The organism is Streptomyces sp. NPDC001922 (assembly GCF_042891165.1).
Classification (GTDB): Bacteria; Actinomycetota; Actinomycetes; order Streptomycetales; family Streptomycetaceae; genus Streptomyces.
The window spans coordinates 342,474-358,438 of the sequence record NZ_JBIASV010000001.1 but is presented as its reverse complement, the minus strand read 5'-3'; the positions used below and the strand labels follow the sequence as shown (position 1 = coordinate 358,438).

The 15,965-nt window shown below is 76.0% G+C and carries 12 protein-coding genes; 4 read left to right on the top strand and 8 right to left on the bottom strand.

Going from position 1 to position 15,965, the window contains the following annotated elements:
- Positions 1–4: 4 nt before the first annotated feature.
- From ACFYYR_RS01540 to ACFYYR_RS01515, 6 genes are all read right to left on the bottom strand, one after another.
- A complete protein-coding gene (locus ACFYYR_RS01540) occupies positions 5–790 on the bottom strand; it encodes a class I SAM-dependent methyltransferase (protein WP_388845602.1) in 786 nt (261 codons plus the stop codon).
- Positions 787–2,298 (bottom strand): condensation protein, encoded by a 1,512-nt coding sequence (locus ACFYYR_RS01535; RefSeq protein WP_388845599.1) that lies wholly within the window; start codon positions 2,296–2,298, stop codon positions 787–789. Before ACFYYR_RS01535 ends, ACFYYR_RS01540 begins: the two co-directional genes overlap by 4 nt.
- Positions 2,295–6,899 (bottom strand): alpha-(1->3)-arabinofuranosyltransferase family protein, encoded by a 4,605-nt coding sequence (locus ACFYYR_RS01530; protein ID WP_388845597.1) that lies wholly within the window; start codon positions 6,897–6,899, stop codon positions 2,295–2,297. The genes ACFYYR_RS01535 and ACFYYR_RS01530 overlap by 4 nt, the downstream gene beginning before the upstream one ends.
- Entirely contained in the window at positions 6,896–7,645 is a 750-nt protein-coding gene (locus ACFYYR_RS01525; protein ID WP_388845594.1) for a class I SAM-dependent methyltransferase, read from the bottom strand. Before ACFYYR_RS01525 ends, ACFYYR_RS01530 begins: the two co-directional genes overlap by 4 nt.
- On the bottom strand, positions 7,642–8,931 hold the full coding sequence (locus ACFYYR_RS01520) for a glycosyltransferase family 4 protein (RefSeq protein WP_388845592.1): 1,290 nt from the start codon (positions 8,929–8,931) through the stop codon (positions 7,642–7,644). Before ACFYYR_RS01520 ends, ACFYYR_RS01525 begins: the two co-directional genes overlap by 4 nt.
- Positions 8,932–9,414: 483 nt before the next feature.
- Positions 9,415–10,350, bottom strand: a complete 936-nt coding sequence (locus tag ACFYYR_RS01515) for a DUF3068 domain-containing protein (RefSeq protein WP_388845589.1) — start codon at positions 10,348–10,350, stop codon at positions 9,415–9,417.
- A 470-nt stretch (positions 10,351–10,820) separates the two neighbouring features.
- On the opposite strand from ACFYYR_RS01515, the gene ACFYYR_RS01510 reads away from it, so the two are divergent.
- The 3 genes from ACFYYR_RS01510 (at position 10,821) to ACFYYR_RS01500 (ending at position 13,283) form a co-directional block, all read left to right on the top strand.
- Positions 10,821–10,988: a hypothetical protein gene (locus tag ACFYYR_RS01510; protein ID WP_351506455.1), complete on the top strand. Its 168-nt coding sequence runs from the start codon at positions 10,821–10,823 to the stop codon at positions 10,986–10,988.
- A 3-nt stretch (positions 10,989–10,991) separates the two neighbouring features.
- Entirely contained in the window at positions 10,992–12,194 is a 1,203-nt protein-coding gene (locus tag ACFYYR_RS01505) for a PucR family transcriptional regulator (RefSeq protein ID WP_388845586.1), read from the top strand.
- Between the two features lie 309 nt (positions 12,195–12,503).
- A complete protein-coding gene (locus tag ACFYYR_RS01500) occupies positions 12,504–13,283 on the top strand; it encodes a hypothetical protein (RefSeq protein WP_388845583.1) in 780 nt (259 codons plus the stop codon).
- 108 nt (positions 13,284–13,391) lie between these two features.
- On the opposite strand, the gene ACFYYR_RS01495 is transcribed toward ACFYYR_RS01500, so the two are convergent.
- On the bottom strand, positions 13,392–14,015 hold the full coding sequence (locus tag ACFYYR_RS01495; protein ID WP_388845581.1) for a DsbA family protein: 624 nt from the start codon (positions 14,013–14,015) through the stop codon (positions 13,392–13,394).
- A 220-nt stretch (positions 14,016–14,235) separates the two neighbouring features.
- Positions 14,236–14,673, bottom strand: coding sequence for a MarR family winged helix-turn-helix transcriptional regulator (locus tag ACFYYR_RS01490; protein ID WP_388845578.1), 438 nt, complete (start codon positions 14,671–14,673; stop codon positions 14,236–14,238).
- A 132-nt stretch (positions 14,674–14,805) separates the two neighbouring features.
- Here ACFYYR_RS01490 and ACFYYR_RS01485 point away from each other — a divergent pair, with 132 nt between their 5' ends.
- Positions 14,806–15,825: an NADP-dependent oxidoreductase gene (locus ACFYYR_RS01485; RefSeq protein WP_388845576.1), complete on the top strand. Its 1,020-nt coding sequence runs from the start codon at positions 14,806–14,808 to the stop codon at positions 15,823–15,825.
- Positions 15,826–15,965 lie beyond the last annotated feature (140 nt).

Sequence of the window (15,965 nt, the reverse complement as noted above, 5' to 3'; positions counted from 1 at the left end):
CGCGCTACACCCGCCGGGCGTGCACGAGCAGGATGGAGGCGAGCGACGGCACCCGGCACAGGGCCCGGTCCAGCGGACGCAGCGGCCCCGGCACTCCGTGGAAGGGCGCGCCCGCGACCCGCACCACCTCGAAGCCCGAGGCCGCGACGAACCCGGTCAGCGCGCGGGCGGTGCACAGCCGCAGATGGCCGACGACCTGGCGGCCCGGACGGCCGTGGATCCGGCGCAGGCTCACCTCGGAGAACACCGGCTGCACCCCGGCCAGCAGCAGCCCCCGGTTGTACCAGGCGGCCAGGTTGGGCGTGGAGAGCAGCAGATCGCCGCCGGGGCGCAGGACGCGGTGCAGCTCCTCCAGGGCCGAGTCGGGGTCGACGAGATGCTCGATGACCTCGCTGAACAGCACCGCGTCGGCCCCCGCGGAGGCGAACGGCAGCCCGCCGCCGGTCAGTTCACCGCGGACGACCCGGGGGATCCGGGGTGCCGCCCGCCGCAGCGCGTCCTGCGACCAGTCGACGCCGACGATCCGGTGCCCGGCGAGGACGCGGGCGGCGGTGGCGGCGGCCGAGCCGTCGCCGCAGCCGATGTCCAGCACGGTCGCGGGCGGACGGCCGGGCCCCACGGGGCCGAGGGCGGCGGCGAGCATCCGGGCCTGCCGCAGGGTCCGTTCGGTGCCGCTCGCGACGGGGACGGCCGGATCCTCGTAGAAGTCCCGCAGCCCCGGCCGTGGTTCCCGGGACGCGGTGAGTCCGGCGTCGGACCCCGGCGGGCGGCTGCCGGGCGGCGCGGTCATCCGGCACCTCCGGGTGCGGTCTCCGGCGACGTGGCCGTTGCTTCCGATGTGGTCTCCGGCGATGTGGTCCCCGACGGCGTGGTCTTCGACGGCGTGGTCTCCGGCCACGGGGCCTCCGGCGTCGCCTCCGATGTGACCGCCGACGTGACCTCCAGGGACTGGGCGAAGAGACGGCCGACTGCGGCGGCCGCGTCGTCGTCCAGCAGCGCCCGGGACCAGCGCAGCGCCACATGGAGACGCCCGCCGGTGCTGGCCGTGGTCACGGTCAGCCCGCGCGGCATCCGGGCCGGAGCGGAGAACCAGACGGCCTGGGCGCGGCCCGCGTCGCCGAAGTCCATCGGGTACGGGATCCGGCCGATGTTGCTCACCAGCGTGGTCGACGTCCAGGGCGCGACGGCCCGCCGCAGCCGGCGGGTCAGCGCCGCGCGGGCGGCGACCGGCAGCACGGGGGCGGTGAGCAGCGCGGCGCCCCGGCCCAGCGGGGGCCGGGACACCGCTTTGAGGGCGCGGGTGCGCAGCGCGGTGCGGCGCAGCAGCCGGGCGACGGCCTCCGGGTCCGGCCGTTCGGTGCTCAGCAGCTCCTCGTCGGCACGGTCCTCCGGGCAGACGGCCACATCGACCAGCCGGGTGCCGTTGCCGATCGGCATCCGGGCGCCCCGGGTCCGGTCGTCGACCGGCATGGTGATCCGGATGGGGCCGGTGGGGCGGCCGTGCAGCAGGTTCCAGCGGGCCACCGTGAGCGCCGTGGACACCAGGAGCTGGTCGTTGACGGTGTACCCGGGGCCGCCGCCGGTCCCGCGCGGAGCCCGCCGCGGGACGGGGAGTTCGGCGAGCAGCAGGCCGTTCCCGGTGCCCGCGGTCCGGGCGTCCGCGGCGACCCGCGCGGGCCGCGCCCAGCCCGTCCCGCCGGGGGCGTCCGCCGGGACCGGGGTTCCGGCGGGGGCGCTCCGGCCGGTGCCGGGGGGCCGGACCGGCGGGGGCGCGGGGGAGTTGTCCGCGCCCCCGTACAGCTCGGCGGCGGTGGCCAGCACGCGCAGACAGGCGGGCCCGTCGAGGGCGGTGTGGTTGATGGTGAGCAGCAGGACGCAGCCGCCGCCGTCCGTCGCGGGGGTGATGACGTCGAGCCGGACCGGGGGCGAGAGCGACAGCGGCGGACAGGCCGAGAGCGCCCGGGCCCGGGCCTCGTCGAGCGCGTCGGGGCCCGGCGGCGGGAAGTGCACCGGGTCCACGTCGGCGTCGCCGGTGAGCTCCCAGTGGTAGCGCCGGGCGAACCGGTGGCCCGGCGCCTGACGCATCAGGATGCGCGGATGGCGGCGCAGCGCCTCCCCGAACGCGTCGCGCAGCCGCCCGGGTTCGGGCCTGCCCGGCAGGTGCACCTCGATGAGCACCGTCTCCGGCTCCTCGTCCTGGGCGCAGTGCCGGGACACCTCGTCCACGGTGGGGAACGGGATCCGTGCCACGGGCGGACCCCCGGCCCCGGCCCGCCGGGTGTGCGGCAGCGCTGTCATCGGCCCGTCTCCTCTCCCGCGGGGGAACCGCCCGCGCTGTCGGCGTTGTCGTGCGGGCGGGCGTTGTCGTGCGGGCGGGTGGTGCCGGACGGGTGGATGGTGTCGGATCCGGATCGTTGCGGTCCGCGTCCGTCCGGGTCCACGGCCGGTCCGCGCTCCCCCGGTCCCCGCGAGCCGCCCGGTCCCCGCGAGCCGCCCGGTCCCTCCGAACCTTCCGAACCGCTCCCATGCTCCGAACCGCTTGCCTCCTCCGGCCCGGCCGCCCCCGCAGCGCTCCACTCCGTCGAATCCGGCCCGCTCCCGTCCGGTCGCGCCGCGAGGCCGTCGCGCCCCGGCCGGTCCGTGGTCACCACCGCGGCCATCAGCGCCACCAGCGCCAAGGCCTGGGCGGGGGCGCCGAACGGTCCCTCGCTCGCGGCCGGTGGCTCGCCCGCCCCCGTCGCCGCCGCGATGCCCGCGCCCGCGATCGCCACCAGGGCGACCGGCACCAGCGCACCCGGCCGCAGCCGGGCCAGCACCGCCAGCGGGAGCACGAGCAGGGCCATCGGGCCCGCGACCACGGCGATCACGGCGGTCAGCGCCACCACGCCGAGGAGCACCCCCGGAGCCGGGACGAGCGCCTGCGGCTCCACGGCGGGCCCGGACGGCAACGGCCGCTCCGAACCGGCCGGCCGTTCCCCCTCCACCGGCCCCGCGGCTTCCCGGCGGAGGAACGCCAGGGCCCGCGGCCTGCCGCCGGCCGGCCCCGGGCCGGAGGCGCCCCGGCGGACGAACGCCAGCGCCGCCAGGACCGCCACGCCCACCGCCCCGCCGATCAGCCCCGCCCGGTAGAGCCGCGCGGGGGTGTACTCCAGGGTGACCGTCCCGCCCCGGCCCGCCGGGACGAGCCACGCCTGCTGCCAGCCGTCCAGCCGCAGCGGGGTCAGCTCCTTGCCGTTCAGGGTGGCCTGCCAGCCGTCGTTGGCGTTCTGGTACGTCTGGAGGTACGAGGCCGCGCCGGAGCCGACCCGCACCGTGCGGCGGTCGCCGTGCCAGTCGCCGGCCTCGGCCGGGCGGTCCGCCCCGGACACCGCCGACGGCGTCCCCAGCGACAGCGTCACATCGGTCAGCGCGAGCGGTCCCGCGTCACCCGCCTCCACCCGGTGCCGCCCGGTGGCCAGTTCGAGGGTTCCGTCCTCGGCCTCGCCCGCGCACAGCTCGACCCGCACCGGCCGCCGCTCCGTCAGGTCACGCACCAGCCCGGAGGCCCGGGTGGCGTGCAGGGTGCCGTCGACCGCGAGCGGCGGTCCCTCGCCGCACGGCACCGAGAACGTCTCGTCCGGCCCCGGCCGCGGCACCCGCAGGCCGTCCAGGGCCGGGACGTACACCTCGCTCAGCCCCACCGGGAGCTGCAACCGCCCGTCGGCCACCGGGTTGTGGACGGTGAGCGGCGCGGTGCGGCTGACGGTGATGTCGAGCCGGTCGGTGCGGATCGGGTCGAAGCGCGCCCGGCCGTTCGCGTCCACGCCCGCGGTCGCCGCCCCGTCCGGCGAGCTGATCAGGATCTCCTCCGGCCGGGTGGACACGCCGCCCGCCGCCGCGAGGACGATCTCACTGATCCTCTTCTTCCCCGGCCAGCGCAGATGGATCACCGGCCGGTCGCCCGCGATCCACGCGGTGGTGAGGTCGCCGTCCACCAGGTTGCGGGGGCTGAGCGAGATACCGGTCCGGCTCGTGGAGTCGGCCGTCGCGGTGATCCGCTTCCGCTTGCCGGGCGCCACCCGGTCCAGCAGCCCGTCGAGCGCGTCGCCCGGCACCGCCACCGCCGACGCCGTCACCCGGTACGCACCGCCGGCCCGGGTGCCGAACTGCCGGTGCAGGCCGACCTCGGAGGACGCCGGGGAGAGCCCGCCGGCGTCGCTGCCCCGGTGCAGGGAGAACACCTGGGCGGGCGCCTCGCTGCGCTCCGCGTCCCGCGGCAGCGCCAGCAGCCGGGTCACCTGCGCGCCCGGCACCGACACCTCGGAGAACCCGGCGCCGGACAGCCCCGGCCCGGCCTCCTGCGCGGCGAGGATCCGGATGCGCAGCCAGCCGGTGACGCCGACCGGGGCCCGGACCGTCTGGGCGGTGCCGTTCGGCTGCAACGGGCTCTCGGCGCCGCCCCGTTCGGTTTCCACCCGGACCCGGGTGGGCGCGGCCCGCATCCCGTCACCGGCCAGCGGGGTCACCCGGAGCGAGGACGGCAGCTTGAGGGGTGAGGAGAACCGGACGCGCAGCCACTGGCCGGCCGGGCGCCCCGGGCTGCCCTCCGCCCACGCGGTGTCCGGGTTGCCGTCGAAGGCGTTCACCGGGTCGTACTGCGGCAGGTGGAACAGCCAGCTGCCGCTGCTGGAGGCGGTCACCGAGCGGGCGCCGCGCAGCACGGCCGCCGTCTGGTGCGCGACCCCGTGCACCGGGAGGATCTGCCGGGGCTCCGCGCCCGGGTCCTGGAGGCTGCCGGAGTGGTTCCGCTCGGTGGCCGTATAGGTGTAGGAGGTACCGGAGTTGACGAGCCCGAAGCGGGTGTCGGCGCGGCGCAGCCCGTCGGCGACGGCCTGCAGCGGCGGGGTGCCGACGCCGGGGTGATTGTCCCCGGTGAGCACGGCCGGCCGGTCCCGCAGCGCCGGGTCCGCGGAGAGCTGGAGCAGGGCCTCCGGCCCGCCGCTGACGACGGCGGTGTCCGCCGCCGGGCGCAGGGCGACCGGGCCCGGCCGGCCGCCGCCCGCGCCCTGCTCCCCGTCCGGTGCGTAGATCTCCACCGCCTGCTGCCGCGGGAACAGCCCCGCCACCTGAAGCGGGGTGTCGCGGGGGATGCGGCCGCCGGTGAGCAGCGGCCCGAAGCCGGTGACCCGGCGGTAGCCGGACGCCTCCAGGGTCCGCTTCACCGTCCGCGGCGGCACGTAGCCGATCTGGTCAGGGTCCAGGTCGTTGCGGACGACCACGGTGTGCAGCCCGGCCCGCGCCAGGAAGTCCCGCAGCCCCGGCACCCGGCCGCCGGACATCAGCGCCTGCTCGACGGCGTCCAGGGCGCGCCGCGACCCGGCGGTGCCGAACGGCACGTAGTCCCGCTGCGCCCAGCGGCTCCTGGCGAGTACGTCCAGCGGCTGGTCGATGGGGGAGCCCCAGGTGTAGAGGCCGTGCGCGGTGGCCGGGACGACCAGCGCCCGGTCGTGGCGGGCGTGCTTCTCCAGCCAGGCGGCGGCCTTCGACCAGTGGTCCGGCAGCCGGTCGAACGCGCCGGGCTGGAGGATGCTGCCGTTGACGTACGGCAGGGCCAGGCCGGGCAGCACCAGCAGCGCGGCGAGCGCGGGGACGAAGCGGCGGCCCGGCAGCGGGCGGGTGCCGCGCCGTTCGGCAGCCACCGCCGTCAGATGCGCCAGGCCCAGCGCCAGGGCGAGGGCCAGTCCGGGCTGGAACTTGTAGATGTTGCGGAACGGCCGCAGCCCGCCGTCCAGCCAGCTCTGCACGGTCCCGTGGAACGGGCCGCCCAGCGCGCCGCCGTAGCCGGCCAGCGCGACGAGCGCGACCGCGAGCACGGTGAGCAGCAGCCACCGGCGCTCGGGCAGGTCGCGGCGGGCCAGCCCGCCCAGCCCCAGCGCGGCGGCGACGGCGGACGAGAGCACGGCCGCGGCCGCGGCGACCACGGTCCAGCCGGCGGGCAGCCACGCCTCCCCGAAGTGCAGATAGCCGACCCAGTTGCCCGCCCCGCGCAGCAGTTCGGTCGCGGACATGGTGGCGGTCGTGGTGTCCGCCTGCTCGATGTACGGCATGAAGTTCTCGCCGTACGCGCCGAGCAGCAGCAGCGGCACCACCCACCACGCCGTGGCGAGCAGCACCCCCGGCGTCCACCAGGCGATCAGCGCCCGCTTGCGCGGCCCGGCCGGGCGGCTGAGCAGATACAGCCCGACGGGCAGCAGCGAGGCGAGCGTCGAGGCCGCGTTCACCCCGCCCATGAACGGGATCAGCAGCGCGGACCGGGCGGCGGCGGTGCGCGGGCTCGCCGCCGCGGCGGTCAGCGGCAGCAGCACCCACGGCAGCACCGCCCCGGGCAGGGCGGCGGCCGACGTCGAGCCGATGACGATGGTGAACGTCGGCCACAGCGCGTACCCGACGGCGCCCAGCAGCCTGGTGGCGGGCGTGCCCACGCCCAGCCGTTCGGCCAGCCGCAGCGCTCCCCAGAACGCGGCGGTGACCACGAGCGACAGCCACAGCCGTTCGGCCAGCCACACCGGGACGTGGGCCAGCCGGGCCGCCGCGTAGTACGGCAGGGCGGGGAAGGCGTAGCCCACGTACTGGTCGGCGAGGCCGCCGAAGCCCGCCCGGTCCTGCCACAGCGAGCCCAGCTCACCGAGGAACCGCAGCGGGTCCAGGGCCACGCCCAGCTTGGTCTCGAAGGTGACCTTCCCCGGCGCGGGCACCAGGAACGCCACGAACGCGGCGGCCCAGAACCAGAGGAGACCGCGGCGCCGCCGGCCGGGCGCCGGCGCGGGCCGGGGTCCCGCCGGGCGCCCGCCCGGCCGCGGCGCCCCCGGCTCCGCGGGGGACGGGGGTTCCGGGTGGGACAGCAGACTGCTCGAAGTCATGGCGACCGCCGGAGGATGAGGAGGAGGTTCCAGGTGGCGATTTCGCGCAGGCCCGGCACCCGGGTGACGGCGTTCACGAGGAACGGCCAGTAGCGCGAGCGGGCGGCGACCACGCTCACGTCCCGGCGCTCGCGCACCTGCCGCAGGGTGGGGCCGATGTGGATTGGGAAGAGGTTCTCGCCCAGGGTGTGCTTGGCGGCGCGCCCGGTCCGCCGCCGGTAGCGCCGGCGGGCCCGGTCCGCTCCGAGGTAGTGCCAGGGCGCGGTCTCGTGACCGCCCCACGGGGAGAGCCAGTTGGTGAACGACACGTAGATCAGCCCGCCGGGCCGGGTCACCCGCACCAGCTCGCTGAGGAAGGTCCGCGGATCGGCCACGTGCTCCAGCACGTTGGAGGAGAAGCACACATCGGCGCTGCCGTCGGCGAGCGGCAGCAGATAGCCGTCGGCGACCACCGCACCCTCCGGCCGCGGCCCGTGCGCGGTCAGCTCCCGCGGGTCGGGCTCGAAGAGGAAGCCCCGCGCGCCGCGGCGCCGGAACTCCGCGGTGAAGTGCCCGCTGCCGCCCCCGACGTCGACGACCACCTTGCCCGCCAGCGGGGTGTACCGCTCCAGCTGGTCGGCGGCGTCCCGGGCGAGCAGCCGGTAACAGTGCTCCGGGTCGGACTGCTCGCGCAGGAACGCCCGGAAGAGGGCGACGGACCGGCGGAGCGAGGGGTCCTTGAGGGAGAGCTCCCGCACCCCGGTCACCTCCCCGGGCGGGCGGCTCCGCCGGCGGCGGGACGCGGCCACGACGGGCCGGCGGGCGGGAGGTCCGGCAGGGCGGCGGCGCCGTACGCCGGACACGCCTCGGCGGCCACGGCCCGGAACTGCCGCACCGTACTGCTCCAGCGGTACCGCGCGGCCCGCAGCAGCGCGGCCCGGCCGAATGCGGCCCGCCGCTCCCCGCTGAGCGCCAGCGTGCACCAGGCGGCGGCGAACCGGCTCTCGCCGTCGACGAGTTGGCCGGTGGCACCGTTCTCCACCGAGTCCCGCAGCCCCGGGATGTCGAAGCCGACCGCCGGAGTCCCGCGCACCGCGGCCTCGGTGACGACCAGCCCCCAGCCCTCGACCAGCGACGGGTGCAGCAGCAGCCACGCCTCGCACAGCAGCCGGTGCTTCTCGGCCTCGGAGACCCGTCCGGTGAACACCACGTCCGGCCCGGCCATCGCCGCGAGCCGCTGCCGTTCGGGCCCGTCGCCGACGATGACGAGCCGCCCGCCGGTGACCGGGCGGACCCGCTCCCACAGCCGCAGCAGCAGGTCGATCCGCTTGTACTCGACGAGCCGCCCCATGGCGAGGAACACCGGCTCCGGCGCCTTCGGCAGCAGCGGTCCCGGCTCCTCGACACCGTTGTGGACGACCCGGATCCGGTCCCGGGGCACCCCGATGGCGCGCAGCGCGGCAGCGGTCGACCCGGAGACCGCGACCAGCAGATTCCCGCGGTGGCTCCCGGCCAGCGCCCAGTGCTCCAGCCTGCGGCCGAGCCGCGCCGCGGGACCGGGGAACCGCATGCCCCACAGATCGGTGTGGACATGGTTGACCAGGCACAGCGTCGGCCCGCGGTGCCAGAGCGGGGCCAGGTACGGCATGCCGTTGCAGACCTCCACCAGCAGGTCGCAGTCGCCGACCTGCCGGGCGAACGCCCGCTTGGCCCGCAGATAGTGGCCCGCGTCGCCGCCCGCGGAGACGACCCGGTAGTCCCGGTACGCGGCGGGCCCGCCGCAGAGCAGCGTCACCTGGTGGCCCAGGGCGGTGAGACCGTCGGCGAGCCGGTCCACGAGCAGCTCGGAGCCGCCCGCCGCCGGGTTGCCGAGGTCGCGCCGGGCGAGAAAGACGATCCGCCGCGGCACCGGCGCGGAGGAGGCCGGTCCGGGGAGCGGCACCGGGGCGAGCGCGGGCGCCGGCCCGGACGGGGTCGCCGGCTCGGGTACGGGGGAGGGGGACGGCGCGGGGGAGGGGGCAGCGGCGGCCTGCGGAGGTACGTGCTGGGGCATCCGGGCTCCAACTCGTCTCAGGGTGCGGAACCTATGGGGGCGGGGTGTGCTGCCACCGCCCGTGCGGGGTGACGTTCCGGGGGACCACGGACGGCGGATGGCGCGGGGTGGTCAGTTTTCGCCCCTCTGTTCGGTGCGGCTACTCACCGGGATGACAAGTTCCGCCCCGTATCGACCTGACGACTCATCACATCACGCAGCATTGTGCGATGTCGCGGGGCGCGGTAGGCGTCCGGGCGGGGCCCAAGTGTCCTGCGGGGCCTGTGGGGCGACCCGGCTGTGGAGCGACCCGGCCCCGGGGAACGCGTGAGCCCCCGCCGTGGAGCGGGGGCTCGGGGAGACGGGGTGCGGGTCGTGTGCCGGGCCGGTTCCCGTCAGGGCTTCGGGGTGCAGGGGGCTGTGCGTCGGGGGCGGGCCCGGGGCGCGCGCCGGACAGGCTTCCAGCGGCGCGCGCCCCGGGCCGGTTCGCCGGCCGCACCGGCCTCAGTCCCGGCCCCGGCCCGTTCCCCGCGCGCCGCGCGGTCGTCCCCGGGTCAGCAGGACACCCCCGGTCAGCGCCAGCACGGCGCCCGCCGCGCCACCCGCCAACGGCACGGTCCGGCCCAGGAGTTCGAGCCGATCGCTGTCCTCCGACGCCAGATCCACCTGCTCCCGCTGGGTCGCCGCGGTGAACTCCAGCCGGTCGCTCCGCAGCAGGGTGACCGCGTCCCGCCGGCCGCCCGGGGCCCGCAGCGTCTTCCGCGGCGCGATGCTCGCGTTGATGATCCGGCCGGTGCGCCGGTCCGCGACCAGCTCGATGCCCGTGTTCGCGTACCACTCCTCGGCCATCACCTGACCCTGCTTCGGCCGCCCCACCAGCAGGCCGGGCACCTGCCGGGTGCCCGTCCGCGTCGGCTGCACGGTCCCGGTGAAGCGATAGCCCCGGTACCCCTGGACCGTGGCGGTGCCCGCGAACCGGAGCGGAACCGTTGCCCCCAGCGTGTTGTCCCACCAGCGGTAACCGCGCTTCTGCAGATCGAAGGGGAACTTGAGGTACGCCTCCCCGCTGAAGGACGGCCGCTCGTCGCAGCAGTGCACCGGCAGATTGGTGCGCCGGTCGGTCACCCACCGCTCGGTGGTCCACTGCAACGACTTCCGCGGGTCCCGCAGCGGCAGCGTCGCCGGGGTGTCGATCGCCGTCGACACGTCCCACACCGCCCGTCCGCTGCGCTCGCTCGCGGCCACGTCGCCCAGCACCCGCCGGGTGACCGTGATCCGGCCGTCCTTCTCGTCGAGCGATCCGGCGTCGAAGTAGCTTCCCCGGCCGGTGAAGACCGTCGTGGTGTTCACATCGACGGGCGTCCGCTCCGCGCGCGGCTCCACGTACCAGGCCAGCAGCGGGGCGAGGACCAGCAGGAACACCCCGGCCCCCAGCAGCACCAGCGACGGCCACGGCCGCCCGCGCCCCGGACCTCCCGGTTCGGACGGGGTCCCGGACCGCTCTCCGGGTGACCCGGGCGGATTCCCGGAGGGGGTGCCGGTCGGGTGTCCGGCCGGCCCGGAAGGGTCCGCGGACGAGTCTCCGCCGGGACCCCCGGGCGGCTTCCCCGGCGGGTTCCCGAGGGGGTTGTCGGGCAACGAGGAACGGCGCATACGGGCAACTCCTGGAAGGCGGGGGTGGGTCCGGGACCGTGCGCGTTCAGCCGCCGGGAGCCGGGCCGTTCCGTGATGTCCCCGCCCCGGAGGGGATGAGCCGACTCGTCCGGAGTGCGCCGGGAGACGGTCTATGAACCGGGAACCGTAGGGGGACTCTTGACGGAGTGTCAATATTGCTCCCACACTGAGCCAGCACCGGACCGGGGCCGGTGCACCGGACGTTCTCCTCACCGAGCAGAGAGGCTCGCCGTCCCATGCGCAGACTGCTCGCCGCGGCTCTGACCTGCGTGACAGCCGCCGCCCTCGCCGTCGGGGCAGCCGTCGGCATCGTCACCGCGCTGAACGCCACCCCGGAACAGCCCAATGTGCCGCTCGTCTCGTTCCCGGACGCACCCTCGGGCTCCCCGGGCACGGGGCCCTGATCCGTGCCCCGGTCGGCCTGGCAGGACGTCCCCCGATTACGGGTCCGGCAGTTCGCCTCCCTCGTCATGAAGGAGGCCCCCGAGCTGGCCGAGTTCATCCTCCACGAGATACGCCGCACCTTCCCGGGGCTCCCGCTGGTGCTCGACGAGTCCGGCGAGCCCATGGCCCTGGTCGGGATCCGGCGGGCGCTGGAGCACTTCGTCGAACACCTCGCCACCGGGCGCGGCCGGCCGACCGTCCACCCCGAGGTCTTCCAGGCCTTCGGCCGCGGCGAACTCCTCCAGGGCCGCAGCCTCGACTCCCTCCAGGCGATCTACCGCCTCGGTGTCCGGCTGGCCTGGCGCCGGCTCGCCGAGATCGGGCAGCAGGCCGAGATCCCCCCGCCCGCCATGTACGAACTCGTCGAATCCGGCTTCGAGTACCTCGACGGCCTCGTCGCCCAGTCCGTACGCGGCCACGCCGAGGCCTTCGCCCGGCAGGCGGGGGAGCGGCTGCGGCTCCAGCGCCGCCTGATGGACCTGCTGTTCGCCGAGCACCGCACCGACCCCACCGACGCGCTCACCGAACGCGCCGCGCGCATCGGCTGGCCGCTGCCCTCCCGGGTCGCCGTCGCGGTCCTGCTGCGCCCGGCCCGGGACGCGGTCGCGCCCGCCGTCGGCCAGGACGTCCTGCTGGACATGGAGAGCGAACAGCCGCGCATGGTCGTGCCCGAACCGGACGTCGCCGGGCGGGGCGAACTGCTGCGCCGCGCGATGCGGGGCTGGTCGGGTGCGATCGGCCCCCCGGTGCCACCGGTGGAGGCGGCCAAGTCGCTGCGCTGGGCCGGTACCGCGGTCCGGCTGATGGAGCGCGGCCTGCTGCCCGCCGGGCAGGTGCTGCAGTGCACCGAACACACCGAGGCGCTGGTGCTGCTGCCGCCCGAGGAGCTGATCGACGACCTGTCGCGCCGCCGGCTGGCACCGCTCGCCGCCTGTGGCCCGGCGCACGGCCGGCGCCTGGCGGAGACCCTGCTGGCCTGGCTGGAGACCCGCGGCGGCGCGCCGGAGGTGGCGGCCCGGCTCGGGGTGCACCCGCAGACCGTCCGCTACCGGCTGCGGCAGATCAGGGAGCTGTGGGGCGACGAGGTGGACGACCCGGACCGCCGCTTCGAACTGGAGATGGTGCTGCGGGCCCGCCGGCTCCGGGGCGAACTGGCGGGGCCGTGACCGCGTCCGGGCGGACGGCTCGGTGAACGGCGCCCGGGTCCGGGGCCGGGGGCCGGGAGAAAGGCCCGGGGCCGGGAGAAGGGCCCGGGTCCGGGGAAGGGTCCGGCGTCCGCCTCTGCGTCCCCCGACGTCCGCCTCCGCGCGCCCGTTCCCCGCGCCCGAACCGGGGAGTTCTCCGTGCATCGGTCCGGGTCTGTGACCCTTTCCGGCATACCGCGGTGCATGCGTCACCCCGGCACGCCGGTCGACACGGAATCCTCACAGAAGGCCGCTTCAATCGTTACCGGAGGCACATAGCCTGCGGGCGCCATGGATTACTGCTCTCCGTGCCGCCGGCACCTCAACGGCGCCCTGTCCTGCCCGGGATGCGGCGCGCCCATCGGGGACCCCGCGCCGCGGGCCGGGACCGCCCCGTCCGGGGAGCAGTCCCGCCGGGGTGCCCCCGCGGCCCCCACCGGGCGCCGCGCCGAACGGCTCGCCGCCCGGGAACGGCTCGCCGCCCGGGAACGCGAGGCCGGGAGCGGCCACCGCGGCCCGCGCGCCCGCCCGAGCCGTGGCCGGCGCGGCCGTCGTGGCCGGGGGCGCCGGGTCGTGGTTGCCGCGGCGCTGCTCGGGGTCGTCCTGGGCGCGCTGACCGTGGCGGAGGTCGCCACGGAAGGCGCCTTCCGGGTGCCGTGGGAGAACGGATCCGCCGCGGCCCGGTCGGAACGGCCCACGGCCGACCGGGACCCGGGCGCGTCCACGGGCTCGCTCAGCGCTTCCCCCGCGAGCGGCAACGGTGCGTCGAGCGGCGGCCCCTCGGCCTCCCGGAGCCCCCGCGACGGAGCCGGGGACGGCGACCGGAGCGAGGACAACCGGAACCCCGACGACGCCGCCCGGAAGCGGCGGAGCAGCACCTCCGACGAGCCGGGGGCCGCCACCACGACGCGCAGTTCCTCCGGATCCGGAACGGCGCCCGACGCGCCCCCGCCGCCGCCCCGGACGACCGCCGCGCCGGCCCCCGCGCCCTCCTCGTCACAGCGCCCGGATCCCCGTCCGGAACCACGGCCCACCTGCACCGCCCGCTTCCTGTGGTGGTGCGCCACCTGAGAGGGGCGGCGGCCTTGCCGGCCCGGCCCTCTCGGCAGAGGCCACAGGCCGGTCGACACCCGAGGACCCAGAGGGGGCACAGCACGCCCGGGCCCCTGGAGCCGCCCTCTAACTGAAGTCGAGTCCCCCGGTGCGGGTGCGCTTCAGTTCGAAGAAGTCCGGGTGGCCGGCGAGCAGTCGCACGCCGTCGAACACCCGCAGCGCGGCCTCGCCGCGCGGGATCGAGCTGAGCACCGGTCCGAAGAAGGCGGCGCCGTCGACATGGATGGTGGGTGTGCCGACCTCCTCGCCGACCGGGTCCATGCCCTCGTGGTGGCTCTTGCGCAGCGCGTCGTCGTACTCGGTCCGGCCGGCCGCCTCCGCCAGCTCCGCGGGCAGGCCCACGTCGGCCAGCGCCGCCGCGATCGCCGCGGTGTAGTCGTCGGTGTCCTCGTTGTGGATCCGGGTGCCCAGCGCGGTGTAGAGGTCGCGCAGCACGCCCTCGCCGTGCTGCTGCGCGGCGGCGATGCACACCCGGACCGGGCCCCAGCCCCGGTCCAGCAGCTCCCGGTACTTCTCGGGCAGGTTCTCCCGGCCCTCGTTGAGGACGGAGAGGCTCATCACCCGGAACCGCAGGTCGACGTCCCGCTGCTGCTCGACCTCCAGGATCCACCGGGAGGTGATCCAGGCGAACGGACAGATGGGGTCGAAGTAGAAGTCGATCGTGTGCCGGGTGGTCTGGTCAGCGCTCATGAGCGGTGAGCCTATCCGGGGAGTGGCCCTGTGCCCCGGGCCACTGGACCGCGGGAAACGTGGGCCAATCGGCCCCGTGGGCCGCTAGGCGAAGCCCCGCGCCCGCCGAGCGTGCCGCCCCGCCGAGCGTGCCGCCCCGTCGGCCGTGGTGCCCTGCCGGACGCGCCGCCCTGTCCGCCGTAGCGCGCGGCCGGCCGTGGCGCGGGGCTCCCCGTCCCGCTCAGCTCCCCGCGCCGTCCTCCCCCAGCATCCGCCGCAGCAGGTCGCGCAGGGTGGTGCGCTCCTCGGTCGACAGGCCGGCGAGGGGTTCCCGGGCGAAGTCCAGCGCGTCCCGCAGCCGGGCCGCCGTCGCCCGGCCCTCCTCCGTCGGGGCGGCCAGCTTCACCCTGCGGTCGGCCGGGTCGGGGCGCCGCTCGACGAGGCCGCGGCTCTCCAGCCGGTCGACGATGCCGGTGACGTTCGACGGCTCGCACTTGAGCTTCTGGGCGATCCGGCGCATGGGCATCGGCTCGTGGGAGAGGAGACCCAGTACGCGCGCCTGGGCACCGGTGAGGGCGTGCTCGGCCGCCGCGTCCTCGTACTCGTCGTAGTAGCGGGCCACGACGGTGCCGATGAGCTCGACGACCTCGAAGGTCAGGGGATCAGTGCGAGTGGCCATGGTCTCCAGGGTACCCATTTACTTGACAACATGAAACATCCAGGAGCATGGTTGTTTCAGTACATGAAACATTGCCCAGTAAACCTGTGGCAGGAGCCCAGTACAGCTGGGGCAGAAGGAGGCGCGCCCACCATGACCGCACTGCCGAGCACCGGCCGCGAATGGCACCTGGTCGCCCGCCCGCACGGCTGGCCGAAGCCCGAGGACTTCGCCCTCCGTGAGACGGCGGTCACCGAGCCCGGCCCCGGACAGATCCTGGTCCGCAACACCCTGCTGTCCGTCGACCCGTACATGCGCGGACGGATGAACGACGTGAAGTCGTACCTGCCGCCCTACCCGCTCGACGGCCCGATGGACGGCGGCGCGGTCGGCACGGTGCTGGCGTCGAACGCCGAGGGCTTCGCACCCGGCGACCACGTCCTGCACGGCCTCGGCTGGCGCGAGTACGCCGTCGTCGACGGCAAGCGCGCGGTCAAGGTCGACCCGGAGCTGGCGCCGCTCGGCGCGTACCTGGGGGTGCTCGGGATGACCGGCCTCACCGCGTACGCCGGGCTGCTGGAGGTCGCCTCCTTCCAGGAGGGCGACACCGTGTTCGTCTCCGGCGCGGCCGGCGCGGTCGGCAGCCAGGTCGGGCAGATCGCCCGGCTCAAGGGCGCCTCCCGGGTCATCGGCAGCGCGGGCTCGGACGAGAAGGTCCGGCTCCTCACCGAGGAGTACGGCTTCGACGCCGCCTTCAACTACAAGGACGGACCGGTCGCCGAGCAGCTGGCGAAGGCCGCCCCCGACGGCATCGACGTCTACTTCGACAACGTCGGCGGCGAGCACCTGGAAGCGGCGATCGGCTCCCTCAACCTGCACGGCCGCGCCACCATCTGCGGCATGATCGCGCAGTACAACGCGACCGAGCCGACCCCCGCGCCGCGCAACCTCGCCATGGTCATCGGCAAGCGGCTGCGGCTGCAGGGCATGCTCGTGAGCGACCACCAGGCGCTCCAGCCGCAGTTCGTCCAGGAGGTGTCCGCCTGGATCCGCTCCGGTGAGCTCAAGTACCGCGAGACCGTCGTCGAGGGCATCGACAACGCCTTCGACGCGTTCCTCGGCATGCTCCGCGGCGACAACACCGGGAAGATGATCGTCGCCCTCGGCGACTGACCTCGCACAGCTCAACCGCCGGGCTCACTCCCGCCGTTCCGGACATCTGGTCCGGACCGTTCCGGTCATGTGAGGGTGAGCCGGACGCGTACCCGAGTCGGGACGCGCACACCCGTGCGCGACAACAGGAGGAATTCCGT